This window comes from Lonepinella sp. MS14435 (genome assembly GCF_042485795.1).
Lineage (GTDB): Bacteria > Pseudomonadota > Gammaproteobacteria > Enterobacterales > Pasteurellaceae > Lonepinella.
Genome location: NZ_CP169368.1, coordinates 339,123 through 356,520 on the forward strand (window position 1 = coordinate 339,123; position 17,398 = coordinate 356,520).

The 17,398-nt window shown below is 39.6% G+C and carries 21 protein-coding genes; 13 read left to right on the forward strand and 8 right to left on the reverse strand.

All coding sequences use genetic code 11. The features are described from left to right. Nucleotides 1–28: 28 nt before the first annotated feature. From O1Q80_RS01620 to O1Q80_RS01645, 6 genes are all read right to left on the reverse strand, one after another. Complete coding sequence (locus O1Q80_RS01620; protein ID WP_386695273.1) at nucleotides 29–1,078, reverse strand: NAD(P)-dependent alcohol dehydrogenase; 1,050 nt, start codon at nucleotides 1,076–1,078, stop codon at nucleotides 29–31. Between the two features lie 32 nt (nucleotides 1,079–1,110). Beyond that, a complete protein-coding gene (locus O1Q80_RS01625) occupies nucleotides 1,111–1,896 on the reverse strand; it encodes an HpcH/HpaI aldolase/citrate lyase family protein (RefSeq protein ID WP_386695275.1) in 786 nt (261 codons plus the stop codon). Nucleotides 1,897–2,067: 171 nt separating this feature from the next. After that, nucleotides 2,068–2,718: an oxygen-insensitive NAD(P)H nitroreductase gene (gene nfsB / locus O1Q80_RS01630; RefSeq protein ID WP_386695277.1), complete on the reverse strand. Its 651-nt coding sequence runs from the start codon at nucleotides 2,716–2,718 to the stop codon at nucleotides 2,068–2,070. A 50-nt stretch (nucleotides 2,719–2,768) separates the two neighbouring features. Beyond that, nucleotides 2,769–3,770, reverse strand: a complete 1,002-nt coding sequence (locus O1Q80_RS01635) for an LLM class flavin-dependent oxidoreductase (RefSeq protein WP_386691938.1) — start codon at nucleotides 3,768–3,770, stop codon at nucleotides 2,769–2,771. 103 nt (nucleotides 3,771–3,873) lie between these two features. Next, on the reverse strand, nucleotides 3,874–4,302 hold the full coding sequence (locus O1Q80_RS01640) for an organic hydroperoxide resistance protein (RefSeq protein WP_386695279.1): 429 nt from the start codon (nucleotides 4,300–4,302) through the stop codon (nucleotides 3,874–3,876). A gap of 211 nt (nucleotides 4,303–4,513) precedes the next feature. Continuing rightward, on the reverse strand, nucleotides 4,514–5,242 hold the full coding sequence (locus O1Q80_RS01645) for a hypothetical protein (protein WP_386695281.1): 729 nt from the start codon (nucleotides 5,240–5,242) through the stop codon (nucleotides 4,514–4,516). 164 nt (nucleotides 5,243–5,406) lie between these two features. On the opposite strand from O1Q80_RS01645, the gene O1Q80_RS01650 reads away from it, so the two are divergent. From O1Q80_RS01650 to O1Q80_RS01675, 6 genes are all read left to right on the forward strand, one after another. Continuing rightward, complete coding sequence (locus O1Q80_RS01650) at nucleotides 5,407–5,955, forward strand: TetR/AcrR family transcriptional regulator (protein ID WP_386695283.1); 549 nt, start codon at nucleotides 5,407–5,409, stop codon at nucleotides 5,953–5,955. Between the two features lie 91 nt (nucleotides 5,956–6,046). Further along, a complete protein-coding gene (locus O1Q80_RS01655) occupies nucleotides 6,047–6,922 on the forward strand; it encodes an AraC family transcriptional regulator N-terminal domain-containing protein (RefSeq protein ID WP_386695285.1) in 876 nt (291 codons plus the stop codon). Nucleotides 6,923–7,132: 210 nt separating this feature from the next. After that, nucleotides 7,133–7,825 carry a hypothetical protein gene (locus O1Q80_RS01660; protein ID WP_386688784.1) on the forward strand — a complete coding sequence of 231 codons (693 nt, stop codon included), beginning with the start codon at nucleotides 7,133–7,135 and terminating at the stop codon, nucleotides 7,823–7,825. A 24-nt stretch (nucleotides 7,826–7,849) separates the two neighbouring features. Next, nucleotides 7,850–8,206: a DUF1330 domain-containing protein gene (locus O1Q80_RS01665; RefSeq protein WP_386688782.1), complete on the forward strand. Its 357-nt coding sequence runs from the start codon at nucleotides 7,850–7,852 to the stop codon at nucleotides 8,204–8,206. 10 nt (nucleotides 8,207–8,216) lie between these two features. After that, a complete protein-coding gene (locus O1Q80_RS01670; protein ID WP_386695287.1) occupies nucleotides 8,217–8,879 on the forward strand; it encodes an HXXEE domain-containing protein in 663 nt (220 codons plus the stop codon). Nucleotides 8,880–8,939: 60 nt separating this feature from the next. Next, the gene (locus tag O1Q80_RS01675; protein WP_386695289.1) at nucleotides 8,940–9,512 is read left to right on the forward strand and encodes an NADPH-dependent F420 reductase; all 573 of its coding nucleotides are present in this window, start codon (nucleotides 8,940–8,942) and stop codon (nucleotides 9,510–9,512) included. A gap of 67 nt (nucleotides 9,513–9,579) precedes the next feature. Here O1Q80_RS01675 and O1Q80_RS01680 read toward each other — a convergent pair whose 3' ends face one another. Then, entirely contained in the window at nucleotides 9,580–10,143 is a 564-nt protein-coding gene (locus O1Q80_RS01680; protein ID WP_386695291.1) for a TetR/AcrR family transcriptional regulator, read from the reverse strand. Between the two features lie 18 nt (nucleotides 10,144–10,161). After that, complete coding sequence (locus O1Q80_RS01685; protein ID WP_386695292.1) at nucleotides 10,162–10,719, reverse strand: RBBP9/YdeN family alpha/beta hydrolase; 558 nt, start codon at nucleotides 10,717–10,719, stop codon at nucleotides 10,162–10,164. 128 nt (nucleotides 10,720–10,847) lie between these two features. On the opposite strand from O1Q80_RS01685, the gene O1Q80_RS01690 reads away from it, so the two are divergent. From O1Q80_RS01690 to O1Q80_RS01720, 7 genes are all read left to right on the forward strand, one after another. Beyond that, nucleotides 10,848–12,359, forward strand: coding sequence for a sodium-dependent transporter (locus O1Q80_RS01690; protein ID WP_386688768.1), 1,512 nt, complete (start codon nucleotides 10,848–10,850; stop codon nucleotides 12,357–12,359). Nucleotide 12,360: 1 nt separating this feature from the next. Beyond that, nucleotides 12,361–12,453, forward strand: coding sequence for a methionine/alanine import family NSS transporter small subunit (locus tag O1Q80_RS01695; RefSeq protein WP_132299703.1), 93 nt, complete (start codon nucleotides 12,361–12,363; stop codon nucleotides 12,451–12,453). A 188-nt stretch (nucleotides 12,454–12,641) separates the two neighbouring features. Further along, a complete protein-coding gene (locus tag O1Q80_RS01700) occupies nucleotides 12,642–13,619 on the forward strand; it encodes a mannose/fructose/sorbose PTS transporter subunit IIB (RefSeq protein ID WP_386695294.1) in 978 nt (325 codons plus the stop codon). Between the two features lie 9 nt (nucleotides 13,620–13,628). Further along, the gene (locus O1Q80_RS01705; RefSeq protein WP_386688763.1) at nucleotides 13,629–14,426 is read left to right on the forward strand and encodes a PTS mannose/fructose/sorbose transporter subunit IIC; all 798 of its coding nucleotides are present in this window, start codon (nucleotides 13,629–13,631) and stop codon (nucleotides 14,424–14,426) included. A gap of 14 nt (nucleotides 14,427–14,440) precedes the next feature. Beyond that, entirely contained in the window at nucleotides 14,441–15,268 is an 828-nt protein-coding gene (manZ, locus tag O1Q80_RS01710) for a PTS mannose transporter subunit IID (RefSeq protein WP_386691925.1), read from the forward strand. A 305-nt stretch (nucleotides 15,269–15,573) separates the two neighbouring features. After that, on the forward strand, nucleotides 15,574–15,945 hold the full coding sequence (locus O1Q80_RS01715) for a hypothetical protein (protein ID WP_386695296.1): 372 nt from the start codon (nucleotides 15,574–15,576) through the stop codon (nucleotides 15,943–15,945). Between the two features lie 20 nt (nucleotides 15,946–15,965). After that, nucleotides 15,966–17,393, forward strand: coding sequence for a UbiA family prenyltransferase (locus O1Q80_RS01720; RefSeq protein WP_386695298.1), 1,428 nt, complete (start codon nucleotides 15,966–15,968; stop codon nucleotides 17,391–17,393). Nucleotides 17,394–17,398: the final 5 nt, after the last annotated feature.

The window sequence follows — 17,398 nt, forward strand, 5'->3', positions numbered from 1 at the left end:
CGGTCAAAATTTTGCCTAATTCTACAAATCATAAGCTATTTGCAACATCAATCACAAAACGATATTTCACATCGCTTTTTAGCATACGTTCATAAGCAGTATTGATGTCTGCCATATTAATCATTTCTACGTCCGACACGATATTATGCTCACCGCAGAAATCCAATAATTCTTGTGTTTCTTTAATGCCGCCAATCACAGAACCTGCGATAGAACGTCTGCCGAAAATCAATGGTGCAGTAGAAAATTCAGGGTGTTGCCCAATCAACCCTACAAATACCAAAGTACCATCTAATGCCAATGTCGGCATATAAGGGCTGACATCGTGGCTGTATGGCACGGTATCAATGATTAAATCAAACTGATTTGCTGCCGCTTGCATCTGCTCTTCATTGGTAGAAACGATGATTTGGCTTGCCCCTAAACGCAAAGCATCTTGCGATTTTGCAGGCGAACGGGTGAATAACGCCACTTCCGCACCCAGTGCCTTTGCCAGTTTAATCGCCATGTGTCCTAGACCACCCAAACCTACAACTGCCACTTTTGAGCCTTTGCCTACATTCCAATGACGCAATGGCGACCAAGTAGTGATCCCAGCACATAATACTGGCGGTACCGCTTTGGTGTCTAAATTTTCAGGCACACTTAACACGAACGCTTCACTCACTACAATTTCTTTAGAATAGCCACCGTAAGTTGGTGTGTGATCGTGGCGATCGACACCGCCATAAGTTTGCGTTGAACCTTGTTCGCAGTACTGTTCTAAATCATGTTGACAAGGGTTACAAGTACGGCAAGAATCCACTAAACAGCCCACGCCGACCAGATCGCCAACTTTAAACTTGCTCACTTTTGAACCAACGGCTTTCACACGTCCAACAATTTCATGTCCTGGCACAACAGGAAATTGCGACACGCCCCAGTCGTTACGAGCCATGTGTAAATCGGAATGGCACACACCTGTGTAAAGAATATCAATTTGCACATCATCTGCACGCAAAGCACGGCGTGGTACATTAAAGGGAACAAGTGGCTGAGTGGCAGATAACGCAGCGAAGCCTTTTACAGTATAAGTCATAAAAATTTCCTCCAATTAAATAATTGTTTAAATTATAACACAGCTTTGTAGCTAGCTAAGGTGTTCATTGCCATTGTTTTGAGTAGCCCAGTGTCCGCACCGACACCCAAAAAACGCACCCCCATATCCGCATATTTTTTCGCTTGTTCAGGGGTCAAGGCAATCGTCCCCACGATCACGCCAAGTTCTTGAATACGTTTAATCATATAATCCATCGCCTCGACCACTTCAGGGTGGAAAATATTCAAACCATGCCCCATATCCACAGCTAAATCAATCGGTCCTAAGAAAATCGCCCCCACACCTTGGGTTTTCACAATGGCTTCAAGATTTTCCATTCCCTTTTTGCTTTCAATTTGCAAAATCATCATACTTTCGGCTTCAATGCGATCTTGATAATCCATATAGGCACCAAAACGGCTGGCACGCACGGCAGGTGCACCCATTCCACGATTGCCACGACCTGGGTAGCTCGCCCAGTACATAATTTGTTCCGCTTCTTCGCCGGTTTCCACTTTGGGGAATATGATATTTTGCACGCCACTGTCCATTAACTGCTTGATAATGCCCGAACTGGCATCAGGCACACGCACCACTGGGGTCATTCCATAAGGGGCAATGGCACGGCAGGCATCTAAAATGGTTTGAATGGTATGCGGTCCGTGTTCTGCATCAATAAATAACCAGTCGTAATCGGTTGTCGCCAACACTTCTGCTACGTCTGCGGACGTAGTTTCAAAGCCGACACCAAATTGTAATTTGCCAGCTTCTACATTATGTTTGAAATGATTTTTTAAGTAATCTTGTTGAATAGCCATAATTTAAACTCTCTTGTATTGTTGATGTGTATAATTGTAATGGCTAAGGAAAATTTGGGGTAGCTTGATTGAGCAGGATATTTGCCTAATTCTCTAAATTTGCAAAAAGTCTAAAAAAAACACCGCACTTTTATCAAAAAAGTGCGGTGAAAAATCCAATAACTTTCCCAATCATGCTTTAGTAAAAATCACATCACCCGTCAAACGAGATTTTGGTAATTTTGCATTAAAATCCTCTTCCGCACGGTAGCCAAAAGCCACCACAGCCAACGAATGATAACCTTTTTCGCTCAAACCAAATTCAGCATCTAAAGTAGCAAAATCAGCCCCTTCCATTGGTACACTATCAACACCTAAGGCAGCCGCTGCCATTAAGGTGAAACCTAAGTTTAGATACACCTGTTTAGCAAACCAAATTGGCTCATCTTTTAATTCTTCACGGTGAATATTTAAAAATAAACGGCGAACGTCATTACCTGCTTTTTTCTGGTCTGCCGTAGCATAACGACCGTCTTTATCTTCTTGTGCTAATACAGCTTTTAAAAATTCATCGCTGGCTTGGTTTAAACAAGCAAAAACAACAACGTGTGAGGCATCTATTACTTTGTTTGCGTTAAATGGATAATTGGCAAATGCTTTGGCAATACGTGCTTTGCCTGCATCGTCATCGGCTATGATAAAATGCCAAGGTTGGATATTCACGCTAGACGGGCTTTGACGTAACGCATCTTGAATTTCTGCCCAATCTTGAGCTGAAATTTTACGGTTTGCATCAAAGACTTTGGTTGAATAACGTTGTGCGGTAAAAGTTGAAGTTTTCATTTGCTTTCCTTTTTTAGTGGGTTAATTTATAAAATATTATAAGGGATTTACTATTCTTGTACCAATTCATTTAACAGCTCATAGCTTCTATGCTGCTTATCTTCATCAAAAATATAACTCACCGCCATTAACTCTTCAAATTGCACTCGCTCACGCAAGGCATTTAATTGTTGTTTGACGGTATCAGGGCTACCAATAAGCGAGCAACTAGTCATAGCTTGCACCATAGCTTTTTCTTGCCCCATAAAAGGTAAATGAAAACCTTGCCAAAGGGCTTTCTCACTTTCGAAAGGTGGTTGTACGGCGTTAGTTTGCCCAGTAACAACACCTAAAAATAGTTGAGTTTGGCTAGTAGCAAGGCTTTCGGCTTCACTATCAGTTTGTGCCACAATAGCATTTGCCCCCACGATCACATAAGGTCTGTCCAACACCGCAGACGGCTTAAACTCACGGCGATAAATTTCTACTGCCATTTCTAAAAAACGTGGTGCAAAGTGTGAAGCAAAGGCATAAGGCAAACCAAGCTCGGCGGCTAAATAAGCAGATTCTGGGCTAGATCCTAAAATAATCATCGGCACATTTTGCCCGATTGCCATATAGGCTTTTACACTATCCTTGCGACTTTCTTCACTAAAATAACGGCGAAGTGTAGCAATATCTTCGGCAAAATCAGGATTAATATTGCCACGTCTTAACGCTGCTGCGGTCCGCATATCCGTTCCTGGGGCACGTCCTAAACCAATTTCTACTCGATTAGGATAAAGCTGGCTTAACGTGCCATATTGTTCAGCAACCTGTAATGGGCTGTGATTAGGCAACATCACGCCCCCCGCTCCCACAACAATTTTCTGAGTATTTGCCAACGTATGCTGAATGAGTAATTGAGTAGAACTGCTCGCCATATTCGGCATATTGTGGTGTTCAGCAATCCAATAACGGCGAAAATTCAATCTTTCCGCCAGTTGGGCAAGGCGAGTCATGGCATCGACAGCTTGTACAAAATTTTGCCCTTGACGTAAGGGAACTAGATTTAATATTGAAAGATTAAGCATGGGATTTCCTTATTTCAGTTGGACTGAAAACGTAAAAGCGCGGTGTAATTTTGTTAATATTTTACCATTAACAAAACTATACCGCTTGCCTAATTATCTACTATTAGAGATCAAACGACTGAATTAAATTCACGTGCAAGTGGGTTTCCACATTACCACGCACCGCATTGGAATATGGGCAAACTTGGTGTGTACGTTCAATCAACTGGCGAGCTTGATCTTCGTTGATGCCAGCCACTTCAATGGTAATATCAATGTCTAACGAGAATGTACCGTCTGGTTTTTGACCGATACCTACGCCGACTTTGCTTTTTGCTGATGTGGGTTTAATGCCTAATTGTCCAGACACCAAATTCATTGCACTATCAAAACACGCTGCATATCCCATGGCAAAAAGCTGTTCTGGGTTTGCCCCTTTTTTGTCAGTTTCTTGGAAAGAAACCAAATCAAAACCTAATGAACCGTCATCTAATTGTGTACGACCTGAACGTCCGCCAACCGCTGTGGCACTGGTGCTGTAAAAAATTTTCATAACTTACTCCGATAATTTAAAGGGCGTTTTGCCCGTTTGGGTGAATATACTATTCCTCTTTGGAATGAGTATATTATAGAATGAGTTAAAAATTTTGGTTAGCCTGTTTCGTTAGAAAACTTGCCTAATTCTATAAACTTGCAAATTCAAGCAAAAAAAAAGACCGCACATTTGCCTAATACTACAAAGTGCGGTCAAAAAATAAAGAGTTTTACTCAGGCTTCGGCAACTTCCACACACTCACCCAGTGCCAAATCGCCACTGCCAAGCATACTGCCCCTAACACAAAGAACCACGGACGGTTAAAATAATCAGGGTCAGATGTGGTGTACATACCCAAGCCTTGTGGCAGGAAAGTCGCAATCGTGCCTAATACGATAAAAAACGCCAAGCCCAGTTGCCCTTTTACTCGTTTGCGATGAGCCATAAAATGCAAAGCAGGTCCGATTGCCATTACTACATTCGTAGAAATAAAAATGCAGAACATCAGCTTATCGCCCATAAAATCACGCACCGTACACAGCACCACAAAGCTCACCACGGTCATCGCAGCCACCCATAAAGTCGCTTGCTTAACGGTTACAGGCTTATCGTAATACTTACCAAAAGTCTCTTGGCGTTCATATTTAATCGCTTCATACAGGGCGTGAATTTCAAAAATATTAAACGCCACCATTCCCAGCCAAACCACTTGGAACACCAGCGAATCGTACTCGTGAAACCATTGATAAAACAGGGTTACAAATAAAAAATCGTGGGCTAAATAAAAGCAGTGCATATACACCGGAAACGGCGACGGCTTGCCGCCGCGTGCCATAAAAAAGGCGTAAATATATTGAATAAATCCAAATCCCATAGCAAAAATCATCAAAGGGATCATCAATTCAGGGGTGTTATTGAACTTGTCAATAATCAGATCAGCGTTATAACTGGTGTTCATCAATTTCTCTTGTTTATGTGAAAATTAAAAATGCTATTTTAAAAATAACGCCCTGTATCCACAAGCAAGAATATTTGCAAATCCACTGCATAAACATATAAAAATAGAATTTTGTAGGCTTATGCAGTACAATAAAGCAAATTCTCTAACAATAGGATTAGACGATGACCACCGATTTACGCCAAGATTTGCGAAAAGAACGCACACAAAAACATCTCCGACAAGCCTTGATTAGCCTGCTTAATGAAAAACCGTATAACAAAATCAACGTACAAGAAATTTGCGACAGGGCGATGATTAACACGTCCACTTTTTACCGCCATTTTTACGGCAAAAGCGAGCTGGCAGGGGCGATGATTGCTGAATTTAAAGCCGAATTTGAGCAAATCCAGCACTATGCGAGAAGTTGCGAGCGATTAAGCGAATTTAACGCCGAACAAACCGCCCGCCTGTTTGAACTTCGCCACAGCTTGCTTGCCTTATGGAAGATTGACACGCCACGCCATCATCTCTATCAAGATATGTTTGCGTCCATTCAACAGCAGTTACGCCTATTTGTCGCCAAGCAAAATAAAACGTGTAGCGAATTTCAAACCATTTTATTTGCCACCACCATTTTAACGGTGATGAAATATTATTTTGAACGAGATTTGCCAGTGCCAGCACAGCCATTATTTGAAGAATGGCAAGGGGTGCTGGATTTTGTGGTGTGAGTTGCAAAATAAGGAAAAAATTTGACCGCATATTTGCCTAATCCCCCAAAATACTGCACAATATCCCAAACCCCACGTTAAGGATTATAAAATGCTTTCTACTCACATCACCCAATCCCTACTTGCCATTTGCCCCAAAAACAGCATCTGGCAAACACCGATAGACGGCTTGTTTTTACACCATTTAGACAAACCTATGACAATGAACGCCTTTCGCCAAAACCCCAGTTTATGCGTGGTGTTAATGGGCGAACGTCAGTTGTGTATCGGCGATAAATGTAGCCGTTTTAATCAAGACAATATGAGCCTTTGCCCTGTCAACACCCCTGTGATGATGACGGTGGAACACGCCACGCCGAATAAGCCGTATTTTGCTCTATCATTGCAGTTTGATTTAAATATCGTTGCCAAAGTTGCCCAGCAATTAGACTTGTACAATTCGGCAAAAAACACAGTACAAGCCAAAGATTTTCTAACGCTATTTAACCCGAGTCAAGAGTTAATCAATGCCCTAGAACGCTTGCTTGCCTTGCTTTATTCACCAAACTCAGAACAAAAGATCGCCATACTCGCTCCACTGTATTTACAGGAAATTTACTACTATCTGCTTACCAGTCCACAAGGCGACAAACTACGTGAACTATGCCGACAAGGTAGCCATGCCGAACGGATTTTTAAGGCGACCACTTGGCTTAATCAGCATTTTAACGATCCGTTAAATATTGCCGAGTTGGCGAATTTATGCGGTATGAGTGAATCAGGCTTTTATCAGCATTTCCGCCAAATCACCCAGCAAAGCCCGTTGCAATATCAAAAAAATCTGCGTTTAACCGAAGCCCAACGCCTAATTCAACAAGGCGGTAATAGCATTTCTCAAATTGCCTATGATGTGGGTTATGAAAGCCCAAGCCAATTTAGTCGGGAATATAAACGCTATTTTGGACGAGTACCGAGTGAGGAAATTTAGCTGACAGCTATATTTTCCCAATCTTCAAAATTTCTCCAACAATATAAAGATGAAGAATTAGGTTATCCATACAAAATAACTCAAATGTATGGTTAGCCCTATATTGGCACTTGTTGCTGTTGGTTGTTTCAGTTGGTAATCAATTTATAATAATAACCATTGAAAGCCAACGAGCTTCATGTAATTAATCACTCAATTAGGAGAGCAAAAATGTCAAATATTCGTTCAATCATCAACGGTCAAGAAATCAGCGAAATTGAATTACTTCGCAAAGAATTAGAACGTGCTTATATCGCTTTAGATTTAATCAAAACTAAATTAGGACACGAAGGTGTAGATCGTATTCTTAAACAAGAAATGGACGAAATGGATGTGAAATTCCAACACTTCGCAAACACTTGCGATGGTGAGTTGGTGTTAAGCCAAGCTGTGATGCAAGTTGACGGCTTGAAAGCAGAAGACTTCTTAAAATGTTTCCGTACATTCAGCGAGCAAACCAACTGGAAAGCGAACCCTGAGCATTACATGATTAAAGATACCGAGGGTGGCAATCGCCGTATTATTGAAACCGTGGGCTGTTGGGATAAACCAGTGAATTTAATCGGTAAATTCTACCCAAATATTGAAAATGCTCCAGCACAAGCGAAAGCGATTCGTGATGAAGCAAAATATCCGTATGTAAATTACATTTCTTGCCCTGTGATTGAGGGTGATCACTCAACTGCCGTAGCAGCATTCCACCAGTTCCGCAATACTGACACTGGTTGCGAAGTGTTACTTGGTGTATTTATGCCAAAAGGAGTAGATCAAGAAATGATTGAGGGTCATAAATGGCACTTAGCGATTGAATGGCGTAACTGGGCGAGAATGGCAATGGAACAGCTTGCTAAAGAGAAAGCATAATTTTCTATTAACAAGGAAACAACGATGAAATTCATTAAATTAATTCCCGTAATTTTCACCGCACTTTTCACTGGCTCAGCATTCTCAACCCCAGCTTATGTTATCGGTGAAGTAAATGTTACGAACCAAGCAGGAATGCAAGAATATCGTGCAGGTTTTATGGATTCACTTAAACCTTTCGGTGGCAAAGTGATTGTGAAAGCCACCAAGCCTGATATGAAAGAGGGTGAAAGCAATGGTGTAGTGAGTATTATTGAGTTCGCAACTCTTGAGCAAGCTCAAGCATGGTACAACTCAGATTTCTATCAAAAAATCAATAAAAGTCGCAAAGACAGTAGCACATCTCGAGTGTTAATTGTTGAAGCAACAGAAGCAAAATAAGGAGCTTACCATGATGAACTGGTATCGTCATAACTGGTATTATGTGGGCTTGATGATTTTTATCGCCCTTGCCTTTTATCTACCACTTTTTGGGGTACAACACTTAAGCCATATCCAAGTAATTTTAACGTTGAGCTGGATGGCATTTTTGGTACATCAGTTTGAAGAATACGGTTTACTAGGTGGATTTCCGAGCATTTTTAATATTGTTTTGCAGGGTAATCACAATGATGATTTTAACCGTTATCCGACTAATGCAAATTTGGTGATGATTGACAATGTATTTTTGGCGTATCCGTTTTATATTATTCCAATCTTCTTCCCTGATTGCATTTGGTTAAGTTTAATTCAATTAGGACAAGCTGTTGCACAATATACCAATCACGGCATCACCAGTAAAAAATTAGGTAAATTATATAATCCTGGTTTAGGTTCTATTGTGTTCTTACATACGCCGTTATTAGTTTATTATATTTGCTATATTGAAAGCCAAAACTTAGCTACTGCAAGCGATTATTTAATTGGTTTTATTGGTTCTTTTGCAGCCTTATTGGTGTTGTGGATTATCCCAATCCTTGTACTCAAAGACCGCAACAGCCCATACCCATATCGTGAAGATCGTATTTGGGGTTATGCGAAAGAGCGTGTAATGGAAATTAAAAACGGCAAATAATGTTAGGAGGGGGAATATTGATATATTCACCCTTTGTTCAATATAAAGAGGAGAAATATTATGGCTAAAATCAGTATTTTTGGCGGAAAAGGTATGATCGGTTCACAAATTACTGCACTTTTTGAGCGTTGCGGTAACGATGTAGAAACTATCGGGCGAGATTATGACGGACACGAATTAGGCGATATTATCGTTTTAGCAGTAAAATTCCCTGATCTTGCCCCGTTAGTAGAAACTCACGGCAAACATTTTGCAGGCAAAATCGTGATTGATATTACCAACCCAATTAGCTTTGGTAATCTTGATGAATTGCTGGTACCACAAGGCACATCTAGTGCAGAAATTTTGGCGGAAAAATTACCACAAAGCCAAGTAGTAAAAGGGTTTAATATCAACTTTTCTAACTCGGTCGCCAACGCCCAAGTTAAAGGTAACCCAGCAAGTTTTGTCTTTGCTAGTGACAGTAGCGAAGCGAAACAAGCCATTTTCACTGCCCTTGAAAAAAGTGGGGCGAAATTGGTGGATGCGGGTAATTTGCAAAAAGCAAGATTGTTAGAGAGTGCAGGCTTACTGCTGATTAATCTAGCAGTGAGCGGACAAATCCAGCGTGATGGCGGTTTGGTAATTGTTTAATTATTTGTCACGAAAAGCACCGCACTTTTAGATAGCAAAAGTTAAATAGCCAAAGTGCGGTGTTTTTTTACCCTTTTTTCTCGGTTGCAATATCTAGTGTATTCTGCCATAAGGTCATAATTCTTTTCGCATTCGGTTTTTCATCTTTTTCAAAGAAAAAGCGGATAGCGGTTAAAAATGAATGAGCAAATAACAGTGATTGCAATGGTAAATCTTGTTCACTCACACTTTTTCCGTGGGCTAATTGGATAAAAGATTGTTGAAACATTTTCACCATATCATCAAATAGATGATGGCGTGGGGTATGCACTTTCCATAAGGCTAATAAAAGATGACGAAGTTCGTACCATTTAGGCATAGCCATTTCAAAAAAATGTTCTAAATTCTCTGTTTGTTGGCGTTGTTCAATTAATTGTTTTATCTCGGTTTTTAAATCCAAAATCATCTGTCCCACAAGATCATCTTTGCCTGAATAATAGGTGTAAAAGGTAGAACGATTCACCATGGCAGCATCTAAAATATCTTGTACATTGATATCGTGATAGCTTTTTTGGTTGAGCAATGCGATTAAACCTTGGCGAATCAGTTTGTGGCTGCGGATAATTCTTAAATCGGTTTTAGATTCTGTCATGCGTTTATTCCTATCCTGTTAATTATGTATCATTTTCAATAGCTCATCATACAGCAAAGGTAATTCCGTCACCCCTTGTCTATCCAGAAAATGGTGATAGCCAGAAACTTCAATATAATTCGCTTGCAGATTTTGAGCTAAATGGCGAGTAAATTGTACATTCACTACATCATCATCGTCCGATGCAATTACTACACGTTGCGGAATTTGCTCAATAAGTGCGGTGAAATTTAAGCGAGTTTCATTAAACTTATCCAATTCAGGCAAATTCGGTAATTTTTCCGCGAAACCAGACACTAAAATTACTCCACCAACGTTTATTTTTGCTTGTTGTAGAAAACGTAAGGTCGCAATACAACCTAAACTATGCCCGATAAAATAACTATTTTGATCGAGTTGGTGAATATTGTTTTGATGAAAAGTCAACCATTCCTGCGGATCGGGTTGACTAGAATTTGGCATATCAAAAATTTGCGTAGCAATATTTTGATTTTCTAACCGCACTTTTAACCAAGGAAACCAATGTTTTTGTGAATTTGCGGTGTAACCATGAGTAATATAAATATTATTTAGCATAAAACCCCTACTTTTAAGATTAGATTTAGTGTTTTTTCAGATTTCTATCTATTTTTGATTGACTAAACAGCATTTTCGTTTATATTTTCGGATCTATTGTTTAATTCACATTATTATAAGGGGGTAGAATGAGTCATTCTACACGTGAAACTTTTTCTGGACGCAGAGCGTTCATTCTTGCCGCCATTGGTTCAGCGGTTGGTTTGGGAAACATTTGGCGTTTTCCTTACACAACTTATGAAAATGGAGGCGGTGCATTTATTATACCTTATTTGATCGCATTATTAACCGCAGGTATTCCATTATTATTCTTAGACTATGCTATCGGACATCGTCATCGTGGTGGTGCCCCATTGTCTTATCGTCGTTTCAGTAAACATTTTGAAACGTTCGGTTGGTGGCAAGTGATGGTCAATGTGATTATTGGTATTTACTATGCTGTGGTGCTTGGCTGGGCAGCAACCTATACCTATTTTTCTTTCACCAAAGCATGGGGGGATAAACCCGTTGATTTCTTCGTGGGTGAGTTCTTAAAAATGGGCGATGTTACTCAAGGCGTTAGCTTTGAATTTGTTGGCATGGTGGTTGGTCCATTAATTGCAGTATGGATTGTTGCCTTAGCAGTTTTAGCCTTAGGCGTACAAAAAGGGATTGCCAAAAGCTCTTCTATTTTAATGCCATTGTTAGTGGTAATGTTCTTAACCTTAGTGGTTTCTGCATTATTCTTACCTGGGGCAGCAAAAGGTTTAGATGCACTATTTACCCCAGATTGGTCAAAACTGTCCAATCCTAGCGTATGGATTGCTGCTTACGGACAAATCTTCTTCTCATTATCTATCTGTTTCGGGATTATGATCACCTACGCCTCTTACTTGAAAAAAGATTCTGATTTAACAGGTTCAGGTTTAGTGGTAGGTTTTGCTAACTCTAGTTTTGAAGTATTAGCAGGGATCGGAGTCTTTGCTGCACTTGGTTTTATGGCAACCGCGGGTGGTCAGGAAGTGAGTGAAGTAGCAAAAGGTGGTATCGGTTTAGCTTTCTTTGCATTCCCAACTATTATTAATGAAGCACCATTTGGTCAAGTGCTTGGCGTGTTATTCTTTGGTTCACTGACCTTTGCTGCATTAACCTCGTTTATTTCGGTGATTGAGGTCATTATTTCTGCTGTACAAGATAAACTTCGTATTCGCCGCTCTAAAGTTACTTTCTTAGTAGGCTTACCAATGATGGTGGTTTCAGTATTCTTATTTGGTACAACAACAGGCTTACCAATGCTTGATGTAATGGATAAATTCGTCAACTACTTCGGTATTGTTGCCGTGGCATTTGTGTCATTAATTGCGATTGTAGCTAACGAAAAACTAGGCGTATTGGGTAATCATTTAAATGAAACCTCATCATTCAAAGTGGGTTTTGTATGGCGTTTATGTATCGTTATCACGACAGGTATTTTAGCCTTTATGTTATTAAGTGAAGGTGCAAAAGTATTTAGTGAAGGTTATGAAGGCTATCCAAGCTGGTTTGTCAATACCTTTGGTTGGGGAATGGCAATCGCCTTAGTTGTCGTTTCTATTTTACTCTCTCGCTTAAAATGGAAAGATGAAGTTTTAGCAGAACACCACGCTGAAGAAGGGGAATAAGATGAGTACTAGTGCAATTATTATGATGATTGTCGCCCTAGGCATTATTTGGGGTGGATTGTTAGTTTCGCTTTATATTTTACCAAAAGACTAAAGCGTAATTTTGATAGAAAAAACCGTATTTTTTAATAAATACGGTTTTTTTTATTAAATTTGTGATCTCGATCACTTTATTTTAACGTAAATTTGTTGCAAAAATAATCATTAAGAGTAAATTTATCTATTAGCTGAAACGTTACAGTTTTGCAAAAATTCCAATTCTAAACTTAATGGAGATCTGAAATGACTCATCTTATCGTTGCAACACACGGTAAATTTTCTGAAGAAATCGTCAACTCTGCAGCAATGGTTTTCGGTGAAGATGAAAATACCCATGTTGTTACTTTCCTACCTGGTGAAGGTGGCGATGATTTAGTGGCGAAATATCAAGCCATTATTGCCAATTTACCCGAAAATGAACCCGTATTATTCCTTGTAGATTTATTCGGGGGCAGTCCTTATAACGCAGCAGCTCGTGTGGTAACACAACGTGACAATACTGATATTGTAACGGGAATTAGTCTGCCAATGTTGCTTGAAACCCTTGATGCAAAAGATAGCTGTTCTCTTGCAGAATTGGTGGAAACCGCTAAAGAAGTCGGCGTGCAAGCAGTAAAATCGTTCCGCCAGCCTGAACCTAAAGCGACACCAGCAAAATCCGTTTCTACCACTCCAGCTTCTACAGTTGCAATTTCAAGCGAAAAATCTCCGACACAGCTCAATGGCAATTTGAATATTTCTCTATTGCGAATTGATGATCGTTTAATTCACGGTCAAGTGGCAACATCTTGGGCAAAAGCGGTGAAATGTGAAGCGATTTTTGCGATTAATGATGATGTGGCGAAAGATGATCTCCGCCGTGAATTGTTACTACAAATCGTGCCACCTGGCTTGAAAGGTTATGTCATCCCTGTGGAAAAAGCCATCAAGGTGTATCACAACCCGAAATATACTGGCAAAAATATTTTATGGTTAGTCACCAAACCTGCTGATGTACTTCGTTTAATTGAAGGTGGCGTGAAAATCAACAAAATTAACGTAGGCGGTATGACCTATAAAGACGGTAATAAAATGCTCTCTGATGCGGTAACGGTCGGTAAAGCAGATGTGGAAGCCTTTAAGAAATTATTGGATTTAGGGGTGGAATTGACCATGCAAAAAGTCGCTACCAACCCGAAAGTAGAAATTACCAAAGCAAAATTAGATGCACTTCAATTCTAAGGATACATTATGACAACGATTGAAATTATTTTAGTGACGCTTGTCGCTGCAATTTGTGGTATGGGGTCCGTATTAGACGAACGTCAGACTCACCGTCCATTAGTCGCTTGTACACTCATCGGTTGGGTATTAGGTGATTTACAAACAGGTATTATCGTAGGTGGTACACTGGAAATGTTAGCCCTTGGTTGGATGAACGTAGGGGCAGCAATGGCACCTGATGCAGCATTAGCATCAGTCATTGCAGCAATCCTTGTGATCAAAGGCGGTCAAGATAAAGGCACTGCGATTGCGATTGCCATTCCTGTGGCAGCAGCAGGGCAAGTGCTGACTATCTTCGTGCGAACACTCACCATTTTCTTACAACATAAAGCCGATGATTACGCCGAAAAAGCCAACTTCCGAGGCATTGAGCTTTGCCATTTTGCTGGGCTTTCCTTACAAGGTTTGCGTGTAGCGGTTCCAACCTTAGCGGTAGCCTTAGTGGCTGGCACTGATACGGTAACAGCCGCCTTAGATGCCATTCCTGAAGTGGTAACACGTGGCTTACAAATTGCAGGTGGATTTATCGTGGTGGTCGGTTATGCCATGGTGATCAATATGATGAGAGCTGGTGCATTAATGCCATTCTTCTTTATTGGTTTCGTGATTGCCTCATTCTCCAACTACAACTTAGTCGGATTAGGTTTCTTAGGGGCGTGTTTAGCCTTAATTTACATTCAGTTAAACCCACAATTTAACCAATCACAAGCCGTAGCAAGCCAACACAAAAAAGAGCTTGCTGATGATGAACTTGAAGGTCTATAAGAAGGAATTTTAAAATGTCTGAGAAAAAACAATTAACCCAAGCGGATATTCGTGCAACCTACTGGCGTTCTACCTTTTTACTAGGGTCTTTCAATTTTGAACGTATGCAATCAATGGGCTTTTGTGTGTCAATGATCCCTGCAATCAAACGCCTTTATAGCGATAAAAACGACCAAGTTGCAGCGTTAAGACGGCACCTTGAATTTTTCAACACACAACCTTGGGTCGGTTCTGCTATTATGGGTGTAACCGCTGCGATGGAACAAGAACGAGCCAATGGTGCAGAAATTGATGATGCCGCAATAAGCGGTGTTAAAGTCGGTTTAATGGGACCTTTAGCTGGTGTAGGCGACCCAATTTTCTGGGGAACCTTACGTCCTGTACTTGCAGCTCTTGGTGCGGGTTTAGCCATTAGTGGTAGCTTACTTGGTCCATTGTTATTCTTTGTGTTAATCAATCTTGCCCGTGCGGCAACCCGTTGGTATGGGTTCAAATACGGTTATCAAAAAGGAACAGAAATCGTTGGCGATATGGGTGGCGGTCGTTTACAAAAAGTTACGCAAGGAGCGTCCATTCTCGGCTTGTTTGTCATGGGATCGCTAGTATCGAAATGGACCAGTATTAATATTCCATTAGAGCTTTCTCGTTATACCAACCAAGCAGGTCAAGAAGTAGTAACAACAGTACAAAGCGTGCTAAACGATCTTTTACCTGGGTTAGCCGCATTGGTGTTGACATTTATTTGTATGGCATTATTACGCCGTAAAATTAATGCGATGTATATCATCTTTGCCTTGTTTGGGGTGGGGATTGTAGGGTATCATTTTGGTATCTTAGCGTAGTTCTCTTACTTTCTTTGCTTGTGCAAAGAAAGTAAGCAAAGAAACACACCCCGACTTCACCGCTTTTCTTTGCTTTATTGAAATTTTCTTAACGGGAAAATCGCAACTCGCTACGCTCACAAACGCTTTAGCGTTTGAACGTTGCTTTAGCAACGACCCGTAGGGCGAACGCAGTGAGTAAACAAGGCGATTTTCCCTAAAAATTTCAAGTCGCAAAGGCGGTTCAGACGGGGTCTCAATTTAAATGAGAGTAATCAAAGTGCGGTGATTTTTTCCGCACTTTAAATTTTGGACGATAGATAATTATGAATATTAAACAATTATTACAATCACCACCATCTGAAACCTACATCAAAAATTCTTCCAGATTTATCACCGCACTTTTTATTCTAGCAGGCATATTGTATTACCCCACTCACGGCTATGGTTCAGTAATCGTGTTAGGTTTTGCGATTTTTGTATTACTCGGACAAAAAATATTGCTGTCACAAGCCAATAAAGATTTTCGTGAGATGTATATGGCAAAACAACAATTTGAACAAACGAAGAACCCCGATTATCTACATTATATTGAGGCTCGTTCTGCTCAAATGTTGCGAGATAACAAAGTATTATCTGATAAAGCAAAAAAAGAAATTGCAATGTTGAGAGATTATGTGGTGCAATATCTAAATTAAAAGCTCAAGATAATAAAAAAATGAAAACAAAAACCTTAGTTGTTGATTTAGATGGCACGTTAGTTTTAACCGATACATTACACGAATCCTTGATCTCACTAATCAAATGTGACCCATTAAATCTGCTTAGAATACCTTTTAAACTGAAATTGGGTAAGGCTGGATTTAAAAAATGGGTGAGCGAACACTCAGATTTGGAAGTTGAAACCTTACCATATCGAAAAGATCTGATTACTTATTTGACAACCGAAAAACAAAATGGCACCAATATTGTGCTTGCCACAGCGGCTTACGCTAAAATTGCTCATAAAGTTGCTAACTATTTAGCATTGTTTGATGAGGTATTATCAACAACAGATTGTTCTGTAAATTTAAAAGGTAAAAATAAACTAATCGCAATACAAGAAAAAGTCGGTGACGAATTTACTTATATTGGGGATAATGTGGCGGATTTGGTGATTTGGGAAGAAAGCCAATCTGCAATTATTGTTGGATCAGACGTGCAATCGCTTTCTCATCTTGCCGTTAAAAAGGGGATTAAAATTGAAAAAACCTTTGAGAACCCCAAACAAACCTTTTTTATTTGGTTAAAAGCTATTCGTCTTCATCAGTGGCTAAAAAATATTCTTTTATTTATCCCTATATTAACTGCATTTGAATTTTTCCATTTTGGCAAAATTGAACTTGTTTTTTGGGCGTTTTTAACATTTTCTCTGGGAGCATCTGCAACATATATTTTGAATGATTTATGGGATTTAAATAATGATAGAAAACATTATCAAAAGTCTAAACGCCCTTTTGCATCGGGTGTATTGCCCATTTATCAAGGAGGAATAGTCAGTGTTGTGTTATTAGCTTTTACCTTGATTTTTTCTTTTATCATATCGTGGAAATTCGCAATTACTTTTGTCCTTTATTTGATATTAACCACAATATATAGTTTAAAATTAAAGAAAATTGTACTAGTTGATATTATTATACTTTCGATACTTTATACGTTGCGAATTATTGCAGGTGGTATTGTTGCGAATATTCCTGTCAGTTATTGGTTAATGATATTTTCTATTTTCATCTTTTTAAGTTTGGCGACTGTTAAACGTTGTGCTGAACTTGTTGCTGCTAAAAATAGCAATGAAAAATTAGCAGGTCGAGGATATTTTAAATCTGATTTAGATATTTTATATCCATTGGGTGTTTCTTCTTTTGTAGGGGCAGTCATTTTATTTGGTTTATATATTAATGATGTCATCGTGTTATCCCATTACAAAACACCTGAATTACTTTGGGGTGTGCAGATTCTTTTAATTTATATCCTAGGACATCTTTGGATTGAAACGAAGCGTGGTCTGATGAATGATGATCCTGTTGTTTATTTAATAAAAAATAAACCAAGTATATTGACGATATTTTTGTCAATTATGTTGGTAGTATTAGCGAAATTTTTATAGGAAAA

Excerpts from the sequence above, each read along its gene's own strand:
- manZ (WP_386691925.1), top strand. The coding sequence starts at position 14,441 with ATGTCTGAGAAAAAACAATTAACCCAAGCGGATATTCGTGCAACCTAC.
- O1Q80_RS01635 (WP_386691938.1), bottom strand. The coding sequence starts at position 3,770 with ATGCTTAATCTTTCAATATTAAATCTAGTTCCCTTACGTCAAGGGCAA.
- O1Q80_RS01640 (WP_386695279.1), bottom strand. The coding sequence starts at position 4,302 with ATGAAAATTTTTTACAGCACCAGTGCCACAGCGGTTGGCGGACGTTCA.
- O1Q80_RS01620 (WP_386695273.1), bottom strand. The coding sequence starts at position 1,078 with ATGACTTATACTGTAAAAGGCTTCGCTGCGTTATCTGCCACTCAGCCA.
- O1Q80_RS01665 (WP_386688782.1), top strand. The coding sequence starts at position 7,850 with ATGAAATTCATTAAATTAATTCCCGTAATTTTCACCGCACTTTTCACT.
- O1Q80_RS01700 (WP_386695294.1), top strand. The coding sequence starts at position 12,642 with ATGACTCATCTTATCGTTGCAACACACGGTAAATTTTCTGAAGAAATC.
- O1Q80_RS01625 (WP_386695275.1), bottom strand. The coding sequence starts at position 1,896 with ATGGCTATTCAACAAGATTACTTAAAAAATCATTTCAAACATAATGTA.
- O1Q80_RS01675 (WP_386695289.1), top strand. The coding sequence starts at position 8,940 with ATGGCTAAAATCAGTATTTTTGGCGGAAAAGGTATGATCGGTTCACAA.
- O1Q80_RS01720 (WP_386695298.1), top strand. The coding sequence starts at position 15,966 with ATGAAAACAAAAACCTTAGTTGTTGATTTAGATGGCACGTTAGTTTTA.
- O1Q80_RS01660 (WP_386688784.1), top strand. The coding sequence starts at position 7,133 with ATGTCAAATATTCGTTCAATCATCAACGGTCAAGAAATCAGCGAAATT.
- O1Q80_RS01650 (WP_386695283.1), top strand. The coding sequence starts at position 5,407 with ATGACCACCGATTTACGCCAAGATTTGCGAAAAGAACGCACACAAAAA.
- O1Q80_RS01680 (WP_386695291.1), bottom strand. The coding sequence starts at position 10,143 with ATGACAGAATCTAAAACCGATTTAAGAATTATCCGCAGCCACAAACTG.
- O1Q80_RS01670 (WP_386695287.1), top strand. The coding sequence starts at position 8,217 with ATGATGAACTGGTATCGTCATAACTGGTATTATGTGGGCTTGATGATT.
- nfsB (WP_386695277.1), bottom strand. The coding sequence starts at position 2,718 with ATGAAAACTTCAACTTTTACCGCACAACGTTATTCAACCAAAGTCTTT.
- O1Q80_RS01690 (WP_386688768.1), top strand. The coding sequence starts at position 10,848 with ATGAGTCATTCTACACGTGAAACTTTTTCTGGACGCAGAGCGTTCATT.
- O1Q80_RS01705 (WP_386688763.1), top strand. The coding sequence starts at position 13,629 with ATGACAACGATTGAAATTATTTTAGTGACGCTTGTCGCTGCAATTTGT.
- O1Q80_RS01685 (WP_386695292.1), bottom strand. The coding sequence starts at position 10,719 with ATGCTAAATAATATTTATATTACTCATGGTTACACCGCAAATTCACAA.
- O1Q80_RS01645 (WP_386695281.1), bottom strand. The coding sequence starts at position 5,242 with ATGAACACCAGTTATAACGCTGATCTGATTATTGACAAGTTCAATAAC.
- O1Q80_RS01695 (WP_132299703.1), top strand. The coding sequence starts at position 12,361 with ATGAGTACTAGTGCAATTATTATGATGATTGTCGCCCTAGGCATTATT.
- O1Q80_RS01715 (WP_386695296.1), top strand. The coding sequence starts at position 15,574 with ATGAATATTAAACAATTATTACAATCACCACCATCTGAAACCTACATC.
- O1Q80_RS01655 (WP_386695285.1), top strand. The coding sequence starts at position 6,047 with ATGCTTTCTACTCACATCACCCAATCCCTACTTGCCATTTGCCCCAAA.